The following is a 21,989-nucleotide window of genomic DNA, read 5'->3' on the forward strand; positions in this document are numbered from 1 at the left end:
CCTCGCCTGGAGACTGCTGATGACACAGCCGCCTGACCTCAAACCGGCGGGCACGCCGGAGCGGCCGAAATGGTTCCTGCCCGGCATGCTTGCGCTGGCCTTCACCCTGTCCTTCATCGGGGCTGAAATGCTGGGGCCGCTCGGCGCAATTCTCGGCATCGTTCTCGCTGTGGCAGCGGGCTGGGCCTTGACGAAGTGGGTCTTCAAGTCGGGAGATGTGGGATGAAACCGATCCTGCTGACTGCCTGCGTCGCGGGAGTGTTCTGTGCGTCTTTTGCGTGGGTAGTGAGCGCCCTCACGAACGCCTTGAGCATGGCGCAAGCGCTTGCGCTGGCCGGAGTTTCGGGCTTCCTCGGCAGCCTTGTCGGGCAGATCATATGCCGGAGGGGAGAGAAATGAACTGGAAATGGCTCCTGACCGCAGGGCATCCGCGTGGCGCCTGGGCGGTAATGACAGCCTTGATGACATTTGGCTTGATGGTCGTGACCGCACCATTCTGGCGGGCAGGCGGGCCCGTTGTGGCCGCCCTTGCCGCGGCCTTCGCAGTCGCCTTGTCCTCGGTGCTCAGCAAGATCGTCCTGGAGACGCGCAAATGATCTGCGCTCCCACGGATGACTCCAAGGCTTCGGAACATGCCCCGGACCGAAGCCTGTCATCGGCGCCTCTGCGCCAAAAAATGCGTCCTCAAGCGGCGCCGATCAACGCAAAGGGAATATTCTCATGAACTGGCTCTATCGGGGTGGATATATCGCGGGTTTCGTCCTGCTGTTCGTTCTGTGCTTCTTCGTACCTCAGGTTTTCGGTGTATCGGCCGAAAACTTCGGCCCGCTGAAGAAGTTCATCTGGTCGGGCGGGCTGTTGGCCATCGTCTGGTTCGGCCATGAGCTGCACTATGCCAACAAGAAAGACCCGGCCGCATGATCATCACCACCACGAACTCTGTGGAAGGGCACAAGATCACTGCCTATCGCGGCGTCGTGGTGGGCGAAGCGATCATGGGAGCCAATGTCGTGCGGGATTTCTTCGCCGGCATCACCGATATCGTCGGTGGGCGCTCCGGGGCCTATGAGGCCAAGTTGCAGGACGCCCGCGACACCGCTTTGCGCGAGCTTGAAGACCGGGCGCGCGAGGCAGGCGGAAACGCGGTGGTCGGTGTCGATCTGGATTATGAAGTTGTCGGCGACAGCATGCTCATGGTTTCGGCCTCGGGTACGGCTGTCGTCTTGGAATAAGATGGGAAGCGAGAAAAATGCTGCAAATCAAAAACCTGCACGTGAAACTTGAAGAAGAGGACAAGCAGATCCTCAAGGGTGTCGACCTGAGCGTGGAGCCGGGCAAGGTTCATGCGATCATGGGACCGAACGGGTCGGGCAAGTCCACCCTGTCCTACGTCCTGTCGGGGCGTGACGGCTACGAGGTCACCGGGGGCAGCGCCACGCTGCTGGGCGAGGACATCCTCGACATGGAGCCCGAAGAGCGCGCGGCCGCTGGTCTCTTTCTGGCATTCCAGTACCCGGTGGAAATCCCGGGCGTGGGCAACATGACATTTTTGCGCACCGCGGTGAACGCGCAGCGCAAGGCGCGCGGCGAGGACGAACTTTCGGCCGCCGATTTCCTCAAGGAGGTGCGTGCCAAGGCCAAAGCATTGAAGATCGATGCAGACATGCTCAAGCGTCCGGTCAATGTCGGCTTCTCGGGCGGTGAGAAGAAACGTAACGAGATTCTGCAGATGGCCATGCTGGAGCCGAAGATGTGCATTCTCGACGAGACCGACTCCGGTCTCGATGTGGACGCAATGAAGCTCGTGGCCGAGGGCGTGAATGCCTTGCGATCCGAGGGGCGGTCCTTCCTCGTGATCACGCACTACCAGCGCCTGTTGGATCACATCAAACCGGACGTTGTCCACATCATGGCGGATGGCAGGATTATCAAGACCGGTGGGCCCGAACTGGCTCTCGAGGTCGAGAACAACGGCTATGCCGACCTGTTGGCCGAGGTGGCGTAATGGCGCTTCCGCAGACAAAACAGACCGCGACCGAGGCGCGCATCGCGGTGCTTTCGATGCCGGATTGCGGTACCTGGGCCAGCGAGGCCCGCGCCGCAGCTCTTTCGCGAGTGCAGAACATGGGCCTGCCGGGGCGTCGGGACGAGTATTGGAAGTACACCAACCCGACGCGACTGACAGACGCCGCGCCGACCCCGGCGGCCCTGTTCGAGCCGAACGAAACGCCTGTGTTTGGCACGATGGACCGCATCAAGATCGTGTTCGTCGACGGCGTATTCGATGAAGGTGCTTCCGACGACCTGAGCGGTGAGAATGTGGTGATCGAGCGCCTCGCCGAGGCGCAATTGGCAGACATCCACTGGGCCAAGGAGGTCTACGGCGTTCTGGAGACCCGTGGGCAGACCCCGGTTGCGCGTCCCCTCGCGGCGCTGAACACGGCTTTTGCCACCGATGGCGTGCTGATCCATGCGACAGGCCCGGTCTCCAAGCCGGTTTCTTTGATCTATCTGCACAAGGACGAAGCGTCGGACGCTATCCTGCACCATGCGATCAAGGTGGAGACCGGCGCCTCCCTTACTGTTCTGGAGAACGGGCCAGCAGCGGCGCGGTTCAACAAATGCATGGAGATCGAGATCGCCGATGGCGGTGAGTTCCACCATGTGCGGACCCAAGGCCGTGATCACGAACGACAGGCCGCTACCCACATGTTCACAAGGCTCGGGGCGGAATCGGTATTCAAGTCCTTCACCATGACCGCCAATGGCGTGCTGACCCGCAACGAGGTCATCATCGAGATGACTGGCGACAATGGTGTTGCTCATGTGGCGGGCTGCTGTGTCGGGGATGGGGATTTTCACCATGACGATACGGTGTTCGTGACCCATGACGCGCTGAACTGTGAAAGCCGCCAGGTGTTCAAGAAAGTGCTGCGCAATGGTGCGACTGGCGTTTTCCAGGGCAAGATCCTTGTGAAGGAGGGCGCGCAGAAAACCGACGGCTATCAGATCAGCCAGTCGCTTCTTCTCGATGAGGACAGCCAGTTCCTCGCCAAGCCCGAGCTGGAGATCTACGCCGATGATGTCGCGTGCTCTCACGGCTCGACTTCGGGGGCGATAGATGAGGAAGGCCTGTTCTACCTGCGCTCCCGCGGCATCCCGGAAGGTCTTGCCACTGATCTGATGGTGCTGGCGTTTCTCGCCGAAGCAATCGAAGAGATCGAGGAAGAGGCCCTCGCCGAAGAGATCACCGAACGTCTCGGAAACTGGCTGGCGCGCCGCCGCTGATGTCTGTCTCGGCCGAGATCGTCCGCGCTTACCGGGCGCCGCGGGATGTCCTGCGGCGCCAGCTTGCGGCGGAAAAGAACGAAGGACGGGTTCTGATGTACCTCACGGTCGCCTGCCTGTTGTTTTTCGTTGCGCAGTGGCCTCGGTTGTCACGAGAGGCGTTTCTTGACCCCAGCATTCCGCTCGAAGCCCGTCTTGGCGGAGCTTTGCTGGGCTGGTTGTTCATAGCGCCCCTCGCGCTTTATGGCGTCGCTGCTCTGACGCGCCTGCTTGCACGGCTTTTCGGCGGCCATGGGAGCTTTTATGGCGCACGCCTGACACTCTTCTGGAGCCTGCTGGTGATCTCGCCCCTCGTTCTGCTGCTTGGACTCGTGTCGGGCTTCATCGGACAGGGCCCGGCACAAAACGCCACGGGTCTGTTGCTTCTCGGAGCTTTCCTCTACATCTGGGGGAGTGGACTATGGGAGGCCGAGCGCCCCCCGGTTCAAACTTCGTGAAGGCGTCCGCGACGGACCAGAGGCGACGAATGACCCTGACCCTGAACAACCTGCTGAGCCTCGTGGTTCAGACCCTCAAAGCGCCGCAGGAAGGGGCTTCGACCGTGCTGTCGCTCGGTCTGCCGCGCCACGTGCTGATGCAACTGCTGTCGCTGGTCGTGGTGCTATCGGTGATCGCGGGCCAACTTGGCGTGTTCGCCCTCGGCGGCGGCTTCGAAGACGGGGCGATGACTGGACCCTTCGTGATGAGCCCGCTGATGGCGACCTTCATCCAGTTCGCGTTGCTGATCGTGCTGGTGAGTTGTGTGCATGTGATCGGTCGCGCCCTCGGGGGCACCGGATCCTTCGAAGAGTCGCTCGCACTCGTCACCTGGCTGCAATTCATCCTGCTTTGCCTGCAAGTGGTTCAGTTCGCGGCGCTGATCCTATTTCCGGTCATCGGCAGCTTGATCGGGCTGGCGAGCATTGCCCTTTTCATGTGGTTGTTGGTAAATTTTGTCGCCGTGATCCACGGGTTCGCATCGCTCGGCCTCGTCTTCGCGGGCGTGCTCATCTCTGCCTTCGGCGTTCTGTTCGCCATGAGCCTTTTGCTCGCCATGCTTGGCCTGTCTATCCCCGGGAGCCTCTGAATGTACAACGTTGATGAGATCCGGTCTGATTTTCCGATTCTGTCGCGCCAAGTGAACGGCAAGCCACTGGTCTATCTCGACAATGGGGCGTCGGCGCAAAAGCCACAGGTCGTGATTGAGGCAGTCACCCGCGCTTACGCTGAGGAATACGCCAATGTACACCGCGGTCTGCACTATTTGAGCAATCTCGCCACCGAGAAATACGAAAGCGTGCGTGGTACCATCGCGCGGTTCTTGGGCGTGGCAGACGAAAACCAGATTGTCCTGAATTCCGGGACCACCGAAGGGATCAACCTCGTCGCCTATGGCTGGGCCATGCCCCGGATGGTGGCTGGCGACGAGATCGTTCTGTCGGTGATGGAGCACCACGCCAACATCGTGCCATGGCATTTTTTGCGAGAGCGACAGGGCGTGGTCCTGAAATGGGTCGACGTGGATGCCACCGGTGCGCTCGATGTGCAGAAAGTCATCGACGCGATCGGTCCGAAAACCAAGCTCGTAGCCATCACGCAACTGTCGAATGTCTTGGGCTGCAAGGTCGATGTAAAGGCAATCACCGAGGGGGCCCACGCCAAGGGCGTGGCTGTTTTGGTGGATGGCAGCCAGGCGGCCGTTCATATGCCCGTGAATGTCGACGATCTTGGCTGCGATTTCTATGCCATCACAGGGCACAAGCTCTATGGGCCCTCGGGGTCCGGTGCGATCTTCATCAAGTCCGAGCGGATGGCTGAGATGCGGCCATTCATCGGAGGTGGGGATATGATCCGCGAGGTTCACAGGGAGGTTGTCACCTACAACGATCCGCCGATGAAGTTCGAGGCCGGCACACCGGGTATTGTGCAGACCATCGGACTTGGCGTGGCTCTCGATTACATGATGGGTCTTGGGATGGAGAATATCGCCGCCCATGAAGACAAGCTGCGGGATTATGCGCGCACCCGGCTCGATGGATTGAACTGGTTGAATGTGCAGGGTCAGACACCGGACAAGGCTGCTATTTTCTCGTTCACGCTGGAGGGGGCAGCACATGCCCATGATATCTCCACCGTGCTAGACAAGAAGGGCGTTGCAGTACGCGCTGGCCATCACTGCGCCCAGCCTTTGATGGAACATATGGGCGTTCCAGCAACCTGCCGCGCATCCTTCGGTCTCTACAATACAGAGGCCGAGGTGGATGTGCTGGTGGATGCGCTGGAGCTTTGTCACGAGCTGTTCGGGTAGCTATGCGGTGGGCATCAGCGCTTTTTCACGTTTGCTAAAACGGACGGCCGAAGAAGTGTTCTCGATAACCCCGCCCGCAACCTCCGCCGCGTGGCGCCTGACCGAGGCAGTGCGATTTTGGATTGCGGCCTCCCGGCTTTCCTTGTAACTCACCCCGAGGCACCTGTAGCTCAGCTGGATAGAGCGCTGCCCTCCGAAGGCAGAGGCCAGAGGTTCGAATCCTCTCAGGTGCGCCATATTTCCATCGACTTGATGCGCGTGCTGATCTTCACCGCCCGACTTGTATCAAAGCAATTTGAACGAGCCATCCGAGCTAACGCCTGAATTGCTTCCGAGTTCGGCCATAATCGATGGCTACTCCTTCTTGCACGGAAACTGCAGGACGCTCCGAACAAGACCGGCGTTTGACAGTGGGCCACTCGGGATCGGAGCACACTCAGCCCGATGCCTGGCCTCACGGTTGTAAACGCTGAGTCTGGCTCTTGGCGCCTGCGGACATCGCTGGAGGCGCGTGCAATGACGAGTACACTTTCCTTTTCCAACCTTGCGACATTCGGAGCGAGTCTGACCGACTGGGGCGGCATGTACGGGCTGACCAAGGATGTCATCCGCGTGCCCCTGCCGCTTGCGAAAAACGGCTACTCCATCGGTTATTCCAACGGGTCCGTCTACACGGTCTATGCTTCGGATTTGTTGGAGATTCCGACCCTTGAGAACTACGCGATCGGCAGTGCCTCGGCGCTTGGCTCCACCATCCTCGAGGATTTTCTGGAAGAGAAGTTCATCGCCTACACGATCAAGGTCGATCGGGATGATCCTCGCCTGAAGGCTGAGTTAAACTATACCGCGCAGGTCGATCGGTTCCTGGAGGCCAACGCAGGCGTGGACCTGTCCGGGACGATGTCGCTGATCCAGATGGGTCTTGTCGACTACATGAATTTCTTTCCAAACTTCAGTCGTGGCGGGCCCAGTTCTTATAGCGAGTTCACGGTCGAAGTGCTCGGCAGTGTTTTTGACGGCGTCGATCGGATGATGGATGCAGGCGTCGGGCAGGTGGTTCTGAACACTCTGCCGGATCCCAGCAACTTCGTCTTCATGTCCTGGATGCCATCGTTTTATCTGCGCAAGGTCGACAATGCGGTCGCGCATCACAATGACATGCTGCAGGCAGAGGTGGCCACACGCGCCGCGGCCGGCGAGAACATTGTTGTGGTTGACATGAATGCTCTTACTGCGGCCATCGATGACGATCCCAGCGCCTTCGGGTTCGTGGCCTCTGCTGGCAGTTTCATAAGTTCTTCGGTGCGGTTCTGGCTATCTGCTTCGTCGGCGCCTGACGATTACGATCCGGATCAGGTCGCGTTCTTCGATCCATTCCATCCCAGCACGGCATATCACGGTGTCATGGGGGTCTTTCAGGCGGAAAGCCTGACCAAGGCGACAACCGTGCTCGAAGAAGATGGCGCAGTTTTTCAAGGAAGTGCTGCCGGAGACATGGTGCTCGTGCGCGGCGATGGCGCGACTATCATGGCGCAGCAAGGGGAAGACACTGTCATTGGCGGTGTCGGCCGCGACAGTCTTTCGGGAGGCGCGGGCGATGACCTCCTCTCCGGCGGCAGCAGTGATGACAGCCTCGATGGCGGTGTCGGCGCCGATGTTCTGGCCGGTGGCACGGGGGATGACCTGCTTATGGGCGGGGATGGCAATGACGTTCTGATAGACGGGCTGGGGTCCGATACACTTCTCGGTGGTATCGGTCATGACGTGTTCCTGTTTTGCGATCCCAGGCTCATCGGAGGACAAAGCGGCACCGACTTCGACACATTCGATGGAGGAGAAGGCCATGATATTCTGTACCTCGCCTTGGGAGATGCGCAGCGACAGGTTTTCGAGACAACGGGCAGCCTTGCCGAGATCGGGATCGTCGCAACAGGTATCGAGGAGGTCGTTCTTGTCGCGCACCGGCTCGAGCTTGTGGATGTTTCCAGCGATGCGCGTCTCGCGGAGGCGGACCTTTGGGGGCTCGTGTGACACGGGGCTTCTGACCGGTTGCGCAGTGCACGAGCCTGCGGTTGTCTGGTGGGCGAAGGGCTACGCGGCCCCAGCCTGACCGGAGCGGCTTTGTGACTCGTATTGTGACGCTGACCCTCAATCCAGCCTTGGATTTGTCGACCAATGCCGAACACGTTGCGCCGGACCTGAAACTTCGTTGCTCTGCGCCCCGCGCCGATGCGGGGGGCGGAGGCGTCAATGTCTCCAGAGCCATTGCGTTTCTCGGCGGACAATCTCTTGCGGCGCTCGCGCTTGGCGGCGGGCCAGGGGAGCGGGTTCGACAGCTTCTTCGAGGCGAAGGTATTCCGGTGCATGATCTAGGCGTGGCTGTGGAAACGCGCCAGAACCTGTCGGTCATCGCGCGGGATACCGGCGCGCAGTATCGCTTCATCATGCCCGGACAGACCTGGACGGACGTGGATGTTGATCGATCATGTGAGGCGCTCTGCAAACTGGCGAGAGCCGGGGATCTGATCGTGCCATCGGGCAGCTTGCCACCAGGTGTCGGCCCGGGTGATCTCGTAGCGCTGACCAATCGCCTTGCTGTGCTGGGGGTTCGGATCGTTCTTGATACGTCCGGGGCCGCTTTGCAGGCCTTCGCAACAGGAAGGGCCAAAACCCTTCATGTGCTGCGGATGGATCTCGAGGAAGCACAGTCGCTTGCAGGCCGGGACCTCGACACAGTTGCGGATGTGGCGCAGTTCGGGCGGGAGCTGGTGGACGCGGGGGCTGCAAAAAGCGTGATTGTAGCCAAGGGAGCGGAGGGCAGTATTCTTGTCACATCACGCGGGCAGGGCTGGCATGTGCGCCCCCCAAAGGTGAGCGTGGTCAGCAAGACCGGTGCTGGAGACAGTTTCGTGGCGGGGTTCACGCTGGCTCTCGCACAAGGTTCGTCCGATCTGGAAGCGACTGTGAGAGGGGTCGGCGCTGCAGCTTCTGCTGTGACAACGCCTGATACGGACTTGTGCGACGGCGCGTCCGCGGAACGTTACGCTGCGCTGTCCACCGTGACGGAACTCTGAGTGATCAGCGGCCCCAGACGCGTACCGGTCCACAATCCATGTGCACGAACTGGCTTCCGGAATATTTGCCAACGCCGCCCGCTTTGCACGCTGCAGCGGCGGCTGCGATCTGGCGCACGCTGCGAGAGCCGAGCCGCAAGTCTGCCGCCTGGCCCTGCATGTGAAGCGAATTCTTGGCTACGCCGCGCGACCGACTGCGAAGCATCGCGTTGGTCTGCGGGCTACGATACCCGGACAGGAGCAAGTAAGGCTCGTCCACGTCCAGCATGTTGTGGGCCGCGGCCATGATATCGATTGTCCTTCGATCGATCGGCGCAACGGCGTCCCGGCGCCAATCCCGCATGAAGTAATTGATTTCCTTCAGGGCTTCCTTGACGTATTTGCCTTCGACCCAGTAGATCGTGTCGATGCGTTCGCCGGTGCGCCCTGAATGCATCTTGAGCCGACGGATGTCGCCGCCGCCGCGCAGGAAGCCGAAGGCATTAGAATACACCGGTGCTGCAGAGATTGCTGTTGCCGCAAATGCTCCGAGCAACGCGCGCCGCGTTACGCGGCCAGCATTGAAGTCGCTCATAGGTCGTCTCGCCCCATAGCCCAGGGCCGCTTGACGCAGCCTCTATTACAGTCATCCCCAGACGTGTTGGTGTCATGCCACAAATTGGAATCCTCGCCAAGTGACAGGGCGCTACACCCCCGGTAGTTCTACCTATTGGGCGGATTTCCGCCCAAGTCCCGCCGCAAACACGTTGCAGATTGGTCGCGGGAAAAAAAGAAACGCGTGCAATCACTGCGTAGCGGCAAAAAGTGAAGGTCCGTCTAAGAAAACCTGCGTTTATGCTGTTTTTGGTGCTTTCCCGAGGAGAATTGATCCGTGTCGCGTTCCGTTACCCATCCCACATTCGCGCTGTTCCGAGTTCTGGTCGCCGCCTTCGCCATGATGCTGCCTCTTTTGGGTGCGCCCGTGCAGGCCCAGTCGACCGCCTTCAAGCAAGCTGTCGCGGAAGCCGCCTCTGGCGATCCGGCTCTCGCAGAGTTCTATCGCGTGCGCGATTTCGCTCCGCTCTGGACTTCTTCGGGGGACAGGAGCCGCCGCGCTGCGCTGCTCAAGGCGCTGGATACGGCTTGGGTCCACGGGCTGCCCGAGATGCGATACGACGTCGAGGGGCTCAGGGCAGCTTTCCGCGATGCCGACTCGCCGCGTGCCCGCGGCCTGCTGGACGTTCAGGCGAGTACGGTCTTCCTGCAATATGCGCAAGATGTGCAAAGCGGCGCGCTCTCGCCCTCGCGTATCGACAAGACAATCGTCCGCAGTTTGCCGCGGCGTGACCGGCTTGCCCAGATCACGGCCTTCTCCAAAAGCAATGCGAGCCGATTCATCAAAGCGTTGCCGCCGCAATCCAACGGGTATGCACGGTTGATGAAAGCGAAGCTGGAGATGGAGAAAACCATCGGCGCAGGTGGATGGGGTCCCAAGGTCACGGCCGCCGCGTTGAAACCCGGGCAGTCCGGACCGCAGGTTGTTGCCCTGCGTGACCGGCTGATCCGCATGGGCTACCTCAAGCGCACGGTTTCGGCGACCTATGACGCGGCGCTTCAAGTCGCGGTCCAGAGGTTTCAGCAGGATCATGGGCTGGCCGCCGACGGCGTCGCCGCCAAGATCACCCTGCGCGAGATCAACACCGAAACCACTGAGCGTCTTAAATCCATCATCGTGGGGCTGGAGCGAGAACGCTGGATGAACTTCGAGCTGGGTCCGCGCCATATCATGGTCAACATTCCCGATTTCCACGCCCGCGTTATGGAAAACGGCAAAGAGGTCTTCGCGACCCGCGTGGTCGTGGGCAAGAACACCTCGGACCGGCGCACGCCGGAGTTCTCCGACGAGATGGATCACATGGTCATCAACCCGACCTGGAATGTGCCCCGGTCGATCGCCACGAAGGAATACCTGCCGAAGCTCCAGGAAAACCCGAACGCTCACAGTTACATGCGACTGGTGGATGCTTCGGGACGGACAGTGAACCGGGCAGAAGTGGATTTCACTCAGTTCAATGCGCGATCTTTTCCGTTCGACATCAAGCAACCGCCTTCGAACCGCAATGCGCTGGGGTTGGTGAAGTTCATGTTCCCCAACAAGCACAATATTTATCTGCATGACACGCCGGCCAAGTCGCTCTTCGGGCGTGAAAGCCGCGCGTATTCCCATGGCTGCGTGCGTGTCGCCGATCCGTTCGATTTTGCCTACGAACTGCTGTCCAAACAGGAGCGGGATCCGGAGGGTTTCTTCAAGACGACCCTCGCGAAGGGCAAGGAAACCTGGGTCTACCTCGACAAGCCAGTTCCGGTGCATCTGGTCTACCAGACTGCTTTCGCCCCGGCCAAGGGCAACACCCAATACCGCCGCGATGTGTACGGCCGCGATGCCAGACTTTGGGATGCCTTGGCGCAGGCCGGGGTGGTGCTACGCGCGGTTCAAAGCTAAGTCTCGGAGAGCCCCGGGGGACGTGCCCTCTGTGGTCTCTGAGGACGCGCTATGGTCTATTCCCTATCCCGGATCGCTGAGGCGCTTGGAGCACAGGTCGTCGGCAACGCCGACCTGACGGTTCGAGGCGCCTCAGAGCCTGCTATCGCAGGGCCCGACGAATTGGCGCTTGCGATGGATCCGAAATATGCGGACGGCCTTGCCCAAGGCAAGGCCCGTGCGGCGATGTTGTGGGGCGATGCGCCTTGGCAGGACTTCGGGCTCGAAGGCGCGATCCTGGTGTCACGCGCCCGGTATGCCATGTCCGGTTTGACGACGCTGATGGACCCGGGCCCGGAAATCGCACAGGGGATTCACCCGACCGCCGTGATCGATCCGACCGCCGAGATCGGACCGGACGCCGCCATCGGCCCATTCGTCGTGATCGGTCGCGCAGCACGGATCGGCCCGCGCGCCCGCATAGCAGCCCATTGCGTCATTGCCGAAGAGGCCGTGCTGGGGGGGGACATCCTGCTCCATGCCGGGGTCAAGATCGGCGCGCGCGTGATCCTCGGGGACCGGACGATCTGCCAGCCCGGGGCAAGCATCGGGTCGGACGGTTTTTCCTTCGTGACGCCGGAGACATCGGCGGTGGAGGAAGTGCGCAAAACTGTCGGCGCCCGGGGCGATGCTGTTGGACAAAGTTGGACCCGCATCCACTCTCTCGGTTCGGTCGAGATCGGTGCGAATGTAGAGATCGGCGCGAATAGCTGCATCGACCGGGGCACGATCCGCAACACGACCATCGGGCGGGGTACCAAGCTGGACAACCTCGTGCACATTGGCCACAACGTCCAGATCGGCGAGGACTGCCTGCTGTGCGGTCAGGTCGGGATCGCCGGGTCGAGCCGGATCGGAAACCGCGTGGTGCTGGCTGGGCAGGTGGGTGTGAACGACAATATCGTCATCGGAGACGATGTGATCGCCGGGGGGGCGACGAAGATCTTCACCAAGACCCCTGCAGGCCGGGTGCTGCTCGGCTATCCGGCGATGAAGATGCAATCCCATGTGGAAAGCTACAAGGCGATCCGCCGCCTCCCGCGGCTGGCTCAGCAGGTCGCAGAGCTTCAGAAAGCTGTTTCAAAACTGACGCGTAATGACTAAATCAGCGGCATCGTGAGTGGGGCTGCGACGCCAAGAGACCGTCAGGGGGTGACCATCATGTCCGATACCGTGCGCGAAAAGGTCATCGCGATCATCGCTGAACAGGCAGTTCTGGAGCCTGCGGATATTCGGCCCGAGGCCACGATGGAGGATCTCGGGATCGACAGTCTCGGGCTTGTCGAAGCGATCTTCGCCATCGAGGAGACTTTCGATGTGTCCGTGCCGTTCAACGCAAATGAACCCGAGAAAAGCGATTTCGACATCTCCAACGTCGCCGCGATAACGCGGGCGGTGGAAACCCTTGTGGCCGAGCAGACGGACGCCTGATTCGTGCGCCGCGTTGTGATCACCGGCCAAGGCACGATCAACGCCCTCGGGGTCAACGTGGCGCAGACCCTGGAGGCGTTCCGCGAGGGACGCTGCGGGATCTCCGAGCTGGATATCCGGGACGTGGATCGCCTCTCGATCCGGATTGCGGGGCAGGTCAAGGATTACGATCCGGAAGCCGCCTTCAACAGGCAGCAAATTTCCCTCTATGACCGATTCACGCAGTTCACCCTCATCGCAGCACGAGAAGCGATCGCGCAATCAGGCCTCCTCTTTTCCGATGATCTCGCGTCCGAGGCCGGGGTCGTTCTGGGCACTGCCGGGGGTGGGGTGAACACATGGGACGAGAATTACCGGGCCGTGTATGAGGAGGGTAAGAACCGCGTTCATCCTTTCGTCGTACCGAAGCTGATGAACAACGCGGCGGCCAGCCATGTCTCCATGGCTCATAATCTAAAGGGGCCGAGTTTCACGGTCGCGACCGCCTGTGCCAGTTCGAACCACGCCATGGGCCAGGCGTTTCAATTCGTCCGCTCCGGGCTGAGCAAGGTGATGGTCACCGGTGGGTCGGAGTCCATGCTGTGTTTTGGCGGCGTGAAAGCCTGGGAAGGCCTGCGGGTGATGTCTAAGGATGGCTGCCGCCCCTTCAGCGCAAATCGCAACGGCATGGTGCAGGGCGAGGGCGCCGCCGTCTTCGTGTTCGAAGACTACGAACATGCGAAGGCACGGGGGGCCGAGATCCTGGCCGAAGTCATCGGATTTTCCATGACCTCGGATGCTGCAGACATCGTAATGCCATCGAAACAGGGCGCGGCGCGAGCCATTTCGGGGGCGATGCGAGATGCGCGCGTCAACCCGGACGAGGTCGGCTATATCAATGCACACGGAACCGGAACGGCTGCGAATGACAAGACCGAGTGCGCAGCGGTCGCGGACGCGTTTGGACATCACGCCGACAAGGTCATGCTGTCCTCCACCAAGTCCATGCATGGACACCTGATCGGCGGCACCGGCGCGGTCGAACTTCTGGCGTGTATCATGGCACTACGTGACGGGATCATAGCGCCGACGATCGGCTATGAAGAACCGGACCCGGAATGCGCCCTGGACGTGGTGCCGAACACGGCACGCGAAGCCGAGGTCTCGGTTGCCTTGAGCAATGCGTTTGCTTTCGGGGGGCTGAACGCGGTTCTGGCCCTGCGCAAAGCCCCCTGATGCGCGTGCTTACTCGGGGGGCGTGAGCTCCGCTTTCAACTTGTCGAAAGCCGCCGTGAACCCCCGCAGCGACGCCGTGACTTCGACCCTTTGCTGCGGTGCAGCCAGCGCCACGATCGACACCGTGGCCACGGAGCCGCGCTTCATGGCGTCGATCTCGACATCCGAGACACCGAACCGCGAATAACACCCAGTCCGATTGCACCAGAGGAACGGCTGTGGAGGCAAGGTGGTCTCGTCAATCGACAGGATCAGCCCTTCTGTCAGGATCGTCTCCAGAGGTGTGACGATGGTGATGGCTGCGGCTGCCTGGCTGCCTTCGGGCGCAGGCAACAAGGTGAACTCCGCCACCGGGTTCTGCGACGTGTCCAGAAGAAGCTGATAGAGTTGGCAGTTGTCATCCTCCAGCGCGCCCTCGCCGCGAATGCAGCGCAAGCTCCAATCCGTGATGGTTTCGCGGATATAGGTCTGTCCGGTCGCCACCTCCTCGTTGGCTGCGGCGTCTTCGGCGGGGCTGCTGGCGTCTTGTGCCAAGGCCGGTCCCGCAAGCAGCGCGGTAACTGCAAAGATCGTGATGCGAGACAAAGAGGAACGGATCATCTTGGAAGGGGTCCTTCTGGTCTGACGAGTTTTAAACGCCAGACGTGCCGCTTGCTATGCGGAGGTCATGTTCTGGCGGTCCTGCCCATTGAAAAAGGGTCTGCGAAACAGACCCTTTTTTTATTTTTTGCTCCCTGTCGGACTGGCCGACTTATAGCGCGACGCTACGACCTTACGCCGCAGGGGTCAACAGCCCGTCTCTCACATTTTTGCCAGTTTTCATGGTTGCGGGGCCTTGGCGATCCCGGGCCTTCGGACCTTTGTGATCCTTGTTGGCCGCGCAGCCCGAAACGCGAAAAAAAGACCGCACCAAATATGGCGCGGTCAGTCCAACAGGGAGGAAGTTCTGCCGGAGGAAAGAGGAGAAACCCCCGACGCATGCCCAGTCTGGCACGAAATGGTTAACAATGTATGTTCATGCCAAATGCATGGGCGGAGGCGAACATATGCATCTGGACGACCGGATTTTTGTGGGCGGTGGCGGGGCCGAGTACGGCGAGGCGCAACACCTGCTTCTGCGGGCTGCGAACCGCCATGGGCTGATCGCTGGTGCCACGGGCACAGGCAAGACCGTGACCCTGCAAATCCTCGCCGAAGGGTTCTCTGCCATGGGGGTTCCGGTTCTTCTCTCGGATGTGAAGGGCGATCTCTCCGGTCTCGCGCGACCCGGGGATCCGGCGCACGAGCTGCACGGGCCCTTCATGCAACGCGCCACGACCATCGGGATCGCTGACACTTATCGCTATGCCGGGTTCCCCACGGTCTTCTGGGACTTGTACGGCGCGCAAGGGCATCCGATTCGGACCACGGTCACGGAAATGGGTCCGCTCCTGCTCAGCCGGTTGTTGGAGTTGAGTGATGCCCAGGAGGGGGTGCTTAACATCGCGTTCCGGGTGTCGGATGAGCAGGGCCTGGCGCTCTATGATCTGAAAGATCTGCGATCGCTGCTGGTCTGGGTCGGAGAGAATCGGGCCGAGTTGTCCCTGCGCTATGGCAACGTGTCGCCTCAGTCCATTGGGGCAATCCAGCGTCGCCTTCTGGTGCTGGAAAACGAAGGCGGCGCCAAGCTTTTCGGGGAGCCGGCCCTCGATCTAAGCGATATTCTGAAATGCGCGCCGGATGGCCGGGGGCAGGTGAACATCCTGGCGGCCGACAAGCTGATGGGCGCGCCGCGGCTCTACGCGACCTTCCTGCTCTGGTTGTTGTCGGAGTTGTTCGAGACGCTCCCCGAGGTCGGCAATCCCGACAAACCCAAGCTGGTCTTCTTTTTCGATGAGGCGCATCTGCTGTTCGAGGACGCGCCCAAGGCGCTTGTCGACAAGGTGGAACAGGTCGCGCGGCTGATCCGGTCGAAGGGGGTCGGCGTGTATTTCATCACCCAGAACCCCGACGATGTGCCCGAAGACATCCTCGGTCAGCTCGGCAACCGGGTGCAGCACGCGTTGCGGGCCTTCACCGCGCGGGATCGCAAGGCATTGCGCGCGGCGTCCGAGACCTATCGCGACAATCCCGACCTCGACATCGAAACCGCGATCCGCGAGGTGGGCACGGGGGAGGCGGTGACCTCCTTGCTGGATCAAAAGGGCCGACCAGGCATGGCGCAACGCACGTTGATCCGACCGCCCTGCAGCCAGCTGGGCCCGATCACGCCTGCGCAGCGCGCCCAGGTGATGGCCGCGTCTCCCGTTTCGGGAAAATACGAGGCCGAGATCGACCGGGTATCCGCCTACGAGAAGCTCACCGCGCGCGCAGAGCAGGCGGCCCGGGAGGCCGAAGCGATCGAGGCTCGGGCGGAAGAGGCTGACCCAGCCGTGCGGGAATACAGCGCCGCGCGTCGTTACTCGGCGCCCAAAGTCGGCCGGTCCACGTCGCGCCCCCTGCGCAAGAGCCGCAAGAGCGAGAGCCTCGGCGAGGCCATGACCCAGGCCGTGATCAAGGAACTGTCGGGCACTACCGGACACCGCCTTGTACGCGGCATCATCGGCGGTCTCTTCAAGGGCCGCTAGGAAAGACGGCGCAGGGATTAGAGGGGGCGGATCTTCAGCTTGGACAAGCGGTTGTCCTTGCGGCCGGCGACCTCGAAGCGGAATCCGTGGAAGCTGAAGCATTGGCCGATGCTCGGGATCATCTGCGCCTCATGGATCACCAGACCAGCGACGGTGATGGCCTCTTCGTCGGGCAGGTTCCATTCGGTCGCCCGGTTGAGATCGCGGATCGTCATGGCTCCGTCCACGATGAAACTGCCATCCTCGGCCTTGCGCACCGGGTGGTCCGCATCCGGGTCGAACTCGTCCGTGATCTCGCCGACGATTTCTTCGAGAATGTCTTCCAGCGTGATCAGCCCCTGCAACGCGCCGTACTCGTCCACCACCAGGGCGAAATGAGTCCGGCGGCGCAGAAATTCCTTCATCTGCTCATCGAGAGTCGTGGTCTCGGGAATGAAATAGGGCTTCATCGCCACATCGGTGACCTCGAACGCTTCCAATGCCTTTTCCGAGGCGTCCGGTCCGCGCATCACCTTGTCCATCGCGCGCAGCAGATCCTTGGCATGTATCACACCGATGATGTTTTCCCGATCTTCCCGAAAGATCGGCAAGCGCGTGTGGGGAGATTGCAGGCACTGGCTGAGCACCTGTTCGGGTGTGTTTTCCGCGTCGATCATTTCGATTTTCGAGCGGTGCAACATGATCTCCTCCACGTTGCGCTCGTTGAGGTCGAGTGCGCCGAGCAGCCGGTCGCGATGCTCCTTTTCCACGGCCCCTTCGGAATGCCCCATGCGCAGGGCCCCTTCGATCTCTTCGCGCACCGACAGCATGTTCGCCCCGGCCTCGATCCGAACCCCAAGTGGGCGCAGCACACCCCGGACGATAAAACGGACGGCCGCAACCAGCGGCGCCAGCACGGTAATGACCATGCCCACAAGGCCCGCCGCCCGGGTCGAGGCGCTCTCGGGGTTGGTAATCGCGTACGTCTTGGGCAGAACCTCTGCAAAGATTAGCACCAGCGCCGTCATCACGAGGGTCGCCAAGGCCACGCCGCTGTCACCGAAAGCCTTGGTGAACACTGCGGTGGCCAATGAGGTCGCGAGGATATTGGCGAGGTTGTTGCCCAGAAGGATCCCGCCGATCAGCCGTTCATTGTCCTCCTTCAGCTTCAGGGCCCGTTCGGCGCCCTTGTTGCCCTTGTCGGCCATGGCATGCAGCTTGCCGCGGGAGGCGGCGGTCAAGGCGGTCTCGCTGCCCGAAAAGAACCCCGAGCAGCACAAGAGCACCAGGATGACGGCACAGGAAATCCAGAAAGACGAATCGAGTAAAGTCGGGTCCATTTCGCGGCTGTATCCTTGTGGTGTTTATGCTCTTATGGGCGCGGGCAGGGGCCGGTTCAAGGGACTGAGATGGACGTACGGGATTTGGGCGCGCTTCAGGGCAAGATGGTCGTCTATGGCGGCCCATACTCGAACCTGCAGGCTTCGCTCGCGCTGCTGTCGTTTTGCGCGGACAATCGGATCCCCGCGTCGCACCGGATCTGCACCGGAGATACGGTGGCCTATGGCGGCGAGCCCAAGGCCACTTGGTCGCTGATGCGCACCACGGGCGGCACCGTCGTCGCGGGCAATTGCGAACGCAACCTGGCCGAGAATGCCGAGGATTGCGGTTGCGGGTTCGGGGCGGATACGACCTGCGATCTGCTCTCGCGCGCCTGGTACGCCTATGCCCGCCGCGAATTGCCCCAAGATGCGAAGGACTGGATGGCCGTACTGCCGGATATGGTCGTGTTCCAGCATGGCACGCGCCGCTGCGCCGTGATCCATGGGGGGCTAAGCGACATCAGCCGGTTTCTCTGGCCGTCGTCCCCCGAGGCCGACTTCTTCGAAGAGATCGCCTTGATCGAGGCGGCCGTGGGGGCGGTGGATGTCGTTTTTGCCGGGCATTGCGGGCTGGCGTTTCAACGTCAGATCGGCGACGTGCTCTGGGTCAATGCCGGTGCGATCGGCTTGCCGCCCAATGACGGGCGGCCCGAGACCCGTTTCGCGCTGTTGGCCGGGGACAAGATCACGATCGAGCGGTTGGATTACAATGCCCGCCCGGCCATCTCGGCGATGACCAGGGCCGGTCTGACCCAAGGCTACCATGACACGCTGAAAACCGGGCTCTGGCCCAGCGAGGACGTTCTTCCGACCGAATTGCGCCGCGCGGGCTAGCCCTTTGTCGCCAGGGGGTGATGGGTCAGCACCAGTTCCCTGAGCCGCGCGTCCAGCACATGTGTGTAGATCTCGGTGGTCGCCACATCCGCATGACCCAGAAGCGCCTGAATCGACATCAGGTCCGCGCCCCGTGCCAAGAGATGTGTCGCGAACGCATGGCGCAAGGTGTGCGGCGTGACCCCGGACGGGTCCACGCCCGCTGCCACGGCGATATCCTTGATCAGCGCGTAGAACCGGTGCCGGGTCAGATGCCCCAGCTTGCCGCGTGACGGAAAGAGGTATTTCGAGGGCGCCGCCCCCTTGCTGATCGCGGTTTGCTCGGCAGCGTCGCGAACTTTCAGCCAAGCCTGCAATTCGGTGCGCGCTGGTGTCGACAGGGGCACCATCCGCTCTTTGCCGCCTTTGCCGCGCACGAGGATCAGATGCGGATCGCCCCGCACAGCCGCGACCGGTAGTCCGCACAACTCCGTCACCCTCAAGCCGGTCGCATAGAGCAGTTCCAGCATGCAGGCATTGCGCTGCCGGTCGGACGGACTGCGACCCGTGTTCCGCGCCGCCGCGAGCAAACGATCCACATCCGCCTCCGACAAGGTCTTGGGAAGGCGTTTCGCGCGCCCCGGTCCCTTGATCTGCAGGCTGGGATTGTCGGTGCGCCAGCCTTCCTCATAGGCGAAACGATAGAGTTGCCGGATCGCCGACAGCCGACGGGCGCGAGTGGCCTGGCTGAGACCGGCATCGGAGCAGGCGATGAGATAGGTTTCGATATCGGCGCGCTGGACCTGGTCGAAGTCCAGCCCCCAACGGCTGATATGGCCTTGGAAATCCATCAGGTCGCGGGCATAGGCAAGGCGCGTATTCTCAGCCGCGTTCAGCTCTGCCGCCTGGGCATCGAGAAATGCGTCGATCCAATGCAGGCTCATCCGACCCGGTCCCGCAAGAGCAGGTTCAAAGCGATGTCGCGCGCGGTCTGCTCGAACCCGAGGGCGCGCAGCACTTGCACTGCGGTGCTGGCATCGTCCGGATCCGGCGTCTCCTGGCCCAGAAAACCAAGCGCGCGCAGGGTTGCTTCGCCGTACTGGCCTCCGGCCAAAAGCCGCGCGAACATCGGGGGCAGGTCGGGTGCGGGCTCGGCAAAGGCGCTGGCCATCGCTGCAGGCAGCGCCTCGCTCGGTAGCGCCTCAGGCGCGCGCCCGCGGGCAATGGCGGCGAGCAACGGGTCCCTGATCTTGTCTGCGTATCCTTCTGCTTCGGGTGTCAGGAGCACGAGCGACAGTACCAGGTCCAGCGTTGCGTCCGGGGTCGGAAGACGCGTCAGGCGCGAGCCGTAATAGGCCGCAAACACCTCCGTCAGGCCGACTTGCGCCATTTCCTGCACGGCCTTGGGAAGCGTATCCGCCACCGCCTGCGCATCCCCCGCCAGAAGGGCGAGATCAAATGCCTGCACTGCCGCCACCCTGTCCCAGAGCCCGCCCGAGGCCGCCGGGTTGCGTTCGGTATAGAGCGCAAAGAGCTGACCATGTGTGATGCCCCCGGTGCGGGCCAATCGCTCCGCCGCTTCAAGACGGGGCTTCCAGCCTTGCGTCGGCGCCAACAGCGCGTGGTTGAAGGCCAGCGGTAGCGACCGGGCCGGTGGTGCTTCTCCCAGGGCGGCAAGCATCCGGTAGTCGAGCGGTGTGAGAGGGTTGGGCGGGGCCGCCATCGGCATGCCCTCGAAAATCTCTGGATCGAGAAACCGCGCCATGAGCAAGTCTTCCGCCTCGCTCACGAAGCCCAGGGCGCGCGCGGTCTCGAGGCTGAGCGCCGCTGCTGGCCAGTCATTGTTCCGCGCAAGACAGAATATGCGCGCCGAGAAGGTGGGGGCGATGTCCGGCACCGCGCGCAAGGTGGCACAGGCCCGGGCTTCGTCGCCGCGCAGCAGGCTGATATCGAACCAGCGGCGGAAGATCTGCGGATCGTCGCTCAGGCCGCCGCGTTCGATAAGCGCTTGCGCGTCGGGCAGCGCGCCAAAGGCCAACAGGGTATCGAGCCGTGCCAGAAACAAGGTGTGATCCGGCCCCGTATCCACCGGCGGGTCAAGCTCAGCCAGCAAGATCCGCTTGAGCAGGCGGCGCGCGGGCAGGGGCAGGGCCGTGCTTTGGACGCGCAACAGCGTGGCCAGATCGGCCGCCGGCGTTATGCCCCAGAAATCCGATGGCAGCCCCGAAACGGATTGCGGCAGGATGCCGACACCATCGATCGCAAGGTCTTCGAGGGGCGCGACCTCGATCTGCTCCACACCTGCGGTGGGGGCCACGTCGCTGTTCTGGCGTATTTCCGGCGGGGGCAGGGCTTCGATCACGTCTGAGAGCCAATCGATCGCCGACATCGGCTCTTGCGCCAGCGCGGGTGTACCCGCCAGCGCCAAGCCGACGAATAGCGCGATGCCCGGGTTACTGCGCATCCAGTTGCACCGGGATCTTCGTGGGTGTGCTCTCCGGAGGAAGCTCCCCCAAATAACCATAGCCGAGCAGTCCCAGCGCCCCGAGGGCGATCAGGATCAGCACGAACAAGAAGAGTTTTCTGATCACTGCCTCGAAACCTTTGCCTGCCTGCGTGTTATGTTTTTTCTCTATGGTATTTCGCGGTGTTTCCCGCCATTCAAGGCCTATGCTAGCACATTGGCGTGAATTTTTGCAGGAGTGGCGGTAAGTGGCCGAGGCAGCAACTCTTAAGCTGACCGCGCCGGTGGTGCTCGTAGGGATGATGGGCGCGGGAAAGACCGCCGTCGGAGGGGCAGTGGCCGCGCAGCTCGGCGTGCCCTTCATCGACAGCGATCACGAGATCGAGCAAGCCGCCAATGCCAAGATCGCGGAGATTTTCGAACGGGACGGGGAGGCGTTTTTTCGCGACCGTGAGACCGAAGTTCTCGCCAGGCTTCTTGGTGGAGTGCCTGCGATCCTGTCCACGGGCGGCGGGGCCTTCCTGGCCGAACGCAATCGGGCGTTGATTGCCGAGAAGGGCGTGTCTGTCTGGCTCGACGCGGAGCTCGAGCTGCTATGGAGCCGGGTCCGGCACAAGTCGACGCGCCCGCTGTTGTTGACTGACAACCCCAAGGCGACGCTGGCCGAAATTTACGCCCAGCGTGTCCCGGTCTATGCCAAGGCCGCGTTGCATGTGAAAGCCGCACCGGAGCTCTCCATCGACCAGATGGCCAGCCGGGTGATCGCAGCCCTGCGGGCGCATCCGGGTCTGATGGCCGAGTCGTGAGCCGGGGGCTGGAGCCCGAGGGCCCGGGCTGCTAGACGCCTCTCAGCAAATCAATCGAAAGCC

The 21,989-nt window shown here is 61.9% G+C and carries 25 protein-coding genes and 1 tRNA gene; 20 read left to right on the forward strand and 6 right to left on the reverse strand.

Annotated elements, in window-relative coordinates; translation table 11 throughout:
* Nucleotides 1-19: 19 nt before the first annotated feature.
* The 13 genes from PVW48_RS02155 to PVW48_RS02215 all read left to right on the forward strand — a co-directional run bounded on the left by PVW48_RS02155 (nt 20) and on the right by PVW48_RS02215 (nt 8,709).
* The gene (locus PVW48_RS02155; RefSeq protein WP_274580089.1) at nt 20-226 is read left to right on the forward strand and encodes a hypothetical protein; all 207 of its coding nucleotides are present in this window, start codon (nt 20-22) and stop codon (nt 224-226) included.
* Nucleotides 223-399, forward strand: coding sequence for a hypothetical protein (locus PVW48_RS02160; RefSeq protein ID WP_157865290.1), 177 nt, complete (start codon nt 223-225; stop codon nt 397-399). Before PVW48_RS02155 ends, PVW48_RS02160 begins: the two co-directional genes overlap by 4 nt.
* Nucleotides 400-461: 62 nt before the next feature.
* On the forward strand, nt 462-596 hold the full coding sequence (locus tag PVW48_RS02165; RefSeq protein ID WP_274580092.1) for a hypothetical protein: 135 nt from the start codon (nt 462-464) through the stop codon (nt 594-596).
* Between the two features lie 124 nt (nt 597-720).
* Nucleotides 721-921 (forward strand): hypothetical protein, encoded by a 201-nt coding sequence (locus tag PVW48_RS02170; protein ID WP_012178301.1) that lies wholly within the window; start codon nt 721-723, stop codon nt 919-921.
* Nucleotides 918-1,232, forward strand: a complete 315-nt coding sequence (locus tag PVW48_RS02175) for a heavy metal-binding domain-containing protein (protein WP_012178300.1) — start codon at nt 918-920, stop codon at nt 1,230-1,232. Before PVW48_RS02170 ends, PVW48_RS02175 begins: the two co-directional genes overlap by 4 nt.
* 17 nt (nt 1,233-1,249) lie before the next feature.
* Complete coding sequence (gene sufC, locus PVW48_RS02180; RefSeq protein ID WP_274580093.1) at nt 1,250-2,005, forward strand: Fe-S cluster assembly ATPase SufC; 756 nt, start codon at nt 1,250-1,252, stop codon at nt 2,003-2,005.
* A complete protein-coding gene (locus tag PVW48_RS02185; protein ID WP_274580094.1) occupies nt 2,005-3,288 on the forward strand; it encodes a SufB/SufD family protein in 1,284 nt (427 codons plus the stop codon). The genes sufC and PVW48_RS02185 overlap by 1 nt, the downstream gene beginning before the upstream one ends.
* Entirely contained in the window at nt 3,288-3,785 is a 498-nt protein-coding gene (locus PVW48_RS02190) for a YIP1 family protein (RefSeq protein WP_012178297.1), read from the forward strand. The genes PVW48_RS02185 and PVW48_RS02190 overlap by 1 nt, the downstream gene beginning before the upstream one ends.
* 29 nt (nt 3,786-3,814) lie before the next feature.
* On the forward strand, nt 3,815-4,414 hold the full coding sequence (locus PVW48_RS02195; RefSeq protein WP_274580095.1) for a Yip1 family protein: 600 nt from the start codon (nt 3,815-3,817) through the stop codon (nt 4,412-4,414).
* On the forward strand, nt 4,415-5,635 hold the full coding sequence (locus PVW48_RS02200; RefSeq protein ID WP_274580096.1) for a cysteine desulfurase: 1,221 nt from the start codon (nt 4,415-4,417) through the stop codon (nt 5,633-5,635). It begins immediately after the preceding gene.
* 159 nt (nt 5,636-5,794) lie between these two features.
* A tRNA-Arg gene (locus tag PVW48_RS02205) sits at nt 5,795-5,871 on the forward strand.
* A 280-nt stretch (nt 5,872-6,151) separates the two neighbouring features.
* On the forward strand, nt 6,152-7,666 hold the full coding sequence (locus PVW48_RS02210; protein WP_274580097.1) for an SGNH/GDSL hydrolase family protein: 1,515 nt from the start codon (nt 6,152-6,154) through the stop codon (nt 7,664-7,666).
* A gap of 104 nt (nt 7,667-7,770) precedes the next feature.
* Nucleotides 7,771-8,709 (forward strand): 1-phosphofructokinase family hexose kinase, encoded by a 939-nt coding sequence (locus PVW48_RS02215; protein ID WP_274580098.1) that lies wholly within the window; start codon nt 7,771-7,773, stop codon nt 8,707-8,709.
* Nucleotides 8,710-8,713: 4 nt separating this feature from the next.
* On the opposite strand, the gene PVW48_RS02220 is transcribed toward PVW48_RS02215, so the two are convergent.
* Nucleotides 8,714-9,283: a YcbK family protein gene (locus PVW48_RS02220; RefSeq protein WP_012178292.1), complete on the reverse strand. Its 570-nt coding sequence runs from the start codon at nt 9,281-9,283 to the stop codon at nt 8,714-8,716.
* 363 nt (nt 9,284-9,646) lie between these two features.
* Between PVW48_RS02220 and PVW48_RS02225 the strand changes: the two genes are divergently transcribed.
* The 4 genes from PVW48_RS02225 to PVW48_RS02240 are packed head-to-tail and all read left to right on the forward strand — an operon-like array spanning nt 9,647 to nt 13,876.
* Nucleotides 9,647-11,191, forward strand: a complete 1,545-nt coding sequence (locus PVW48_RS02225) for a L,D-transpeptidase family protein (protein ID WP_443112666.1) — start codon at nt 9,647-9,649, stop codon at nt 11,189-11,191.
* A gap of 51 nt (nt 11,192-11,242) precedes the next feature.
* Nucleotides 11,243-12,334 (forward strand): UDP-3-O-(3-hydroxymyristoyl)glucosamine N-acyltransferase, encoded by a 1,092-nt coding sequence (gene lpxD, locus PVW48_RS02230; protein ID WP_274580101.1) that lies wholly within the window; start codon nt 11,243-11,245, stop codon nt 12,332-12,334.
* Nucleotides 12,335-12,391: 57 nt separating this feature from the next.
* Nucleotides 12,392-12,661 (forward strand): acyl carrier protein, encoded by a 270-nt coding sequence (locus tag PVW48_RS02235; RefSeq protein WP_012178289.1) that lies wholly within the window; start codon nt 12,392-12,394, stop codon nt 12,659-12,661.
* A 3-nt stretch (nt 12,662-12,664) separates the two neighbouring features.
* Nucleotides 12,665-13,876 carry a beta-ketoacyl-[acyl-carrier-protein] synthase family protein gene (locus tag PVW48_RS02240; protein ID WP_012178288.1) on the forward strand — a complete coding sequence of 404 codons (1,212 nt, stop codon included), beginning with the start codon at nt 12,665-12,667 and terminating at the stop codon, nt 13,874-13,876.
* A 9-nt stretch (nt 13,877-13,885) separates the two neighbouring features.
* Here the strand turns inward: PVW48_RS02240 and PVW48_RS02245 are convergent, their stop codons facing one another.
* Nucleotides 13,886-14,476, reverse strand: a complete 591-nt coding sequence (locus PVW48_RS02245; RefSeq protein WP_012178287.1) for an invasion associated locus B family protein — start codon at nt 14,474-14,476, stop codon at nt 13,886-13,888.
* Between the two features lie 446 nt (nt 14,477-14,922).
* Here PVW48_RS02245 and PVW48_RS02250 point away from each other — a divergent pair, with 446 nt between their 5' ends.
* Nucleotides 14,923-16,482 (forward strand): helicase HerA-like domain-containing protein, encoded by a 1,560-nt coding sequence (locus PVW48_RS02250; RefSeq protein ID WP_274580102.1) that lies wholly within the window; start codon nt 14,923-14,925, stop codon nt 16,480-16,482.
* A 17-nt stretch (nt 16,483-16,499) separates the two neighbouring features.
* Here the strand turns inward: PVW48_RS02250 and PVW48_RS02255 are convergent, their stop codons facing one another.
* Entirely contained in the window at nt 16,500-17,801 is a 1,302-nt protein-coding gene (locus PVW48_RS02255; protein WP_012178285.1) for an HlyC/CorC family transporter, read from the reverse strand.
* Between the two features lie 69 nt (nt 17,802-17,870).
* On the opposite strand from PVW48_RS02255, the gene PVW48_RS02260 reads away from it, so the two are divergent.
* On the forward strand, nt 17,871-18,677 hold the full coding sequence (locus PVW48_RS02260; protein ID WP_274580103.1) for a metallophosphoesterase family protein: 807 nt from the start codon (nt 17,871-17,873) through the stop codon (nt 18,675-18,677).
* Here the strand turns inward: PVW48_RS02260 and PVW48_RS02265 are convergent.
* The 3 genes from PVW48_RS02265 to PVW48_RS02275 are packed head-to-tail and all read right to left on the reverse strand — an operon-like array spanning nt 18,674 to nt 21,247.
* On the reverse strand, nt 18,674-19,600 hold the full coding sequence (locus PVW48_RS02265) for a site-specific tyrosine recombinase XerD (RefSeq protein ID WP_274580104.1): 927 nt from the start codon (nt 19,598-19,600) through the stop codon (nt 18,674-18,676). The genes PVW48_RS02260 and PVW48_RS02265 overlap by 4 nt on opposite strands.
* Nucleotides 19,597-21,120, reverse strand: coding sequence for a hypothetical protein (locus PVW48_RS02270; protein WP_274580105.1), 1,524 nt, complete (start codon nt 21,118-21,120; stop codon nt 19,597-19,599). Before PVW48_RS02270 ends, PVW48_RS02265 begins: the two co-directional genes overlap by 4 nt.
* Entirely contained in the window at nt 21,110-21,247 is a 138-nt protein-coding gene (locus PVW48_RS02275) for a hypothetical protein (protein WP_085930398.1), read from the reverse strand. Before PVW48_RS02275 ends, PVW48_RS02270 begins: the two co-directional genes overlap by 11 nt.
* A 121-nt stretch (nt 21,248-21,368) precedes the next feature.
* Here PVW48_RS02275 and PVW48_RS02280 point away from each other — a divergent pair, with 121 nt between their 5' ends.
* Nucleotides 21,369-21,926 (forward strand): shikimate kinase, encoded by a 558-nt coding sequence (locus PVW48_RS02280; RefSeq protein WP_012178281.1) that lies wholly within the window; start codon nt 21,369-21,371, stop codon nt 21,924-21,926.
* Nucleotides 21,927-21,989 lie beyond the last annotated feature (63 nt).

It is taken from the genome of Dinoroseobacter sp. PD6 (assembly GCF_028807315.1).
Lineage (GTDB): Bacteria > Pseudomonadota > Alphaproteobacteria > Rhodobacterales > Rhodobacteraceae > Dinoroseobacter > Dinoroseobacter shibae.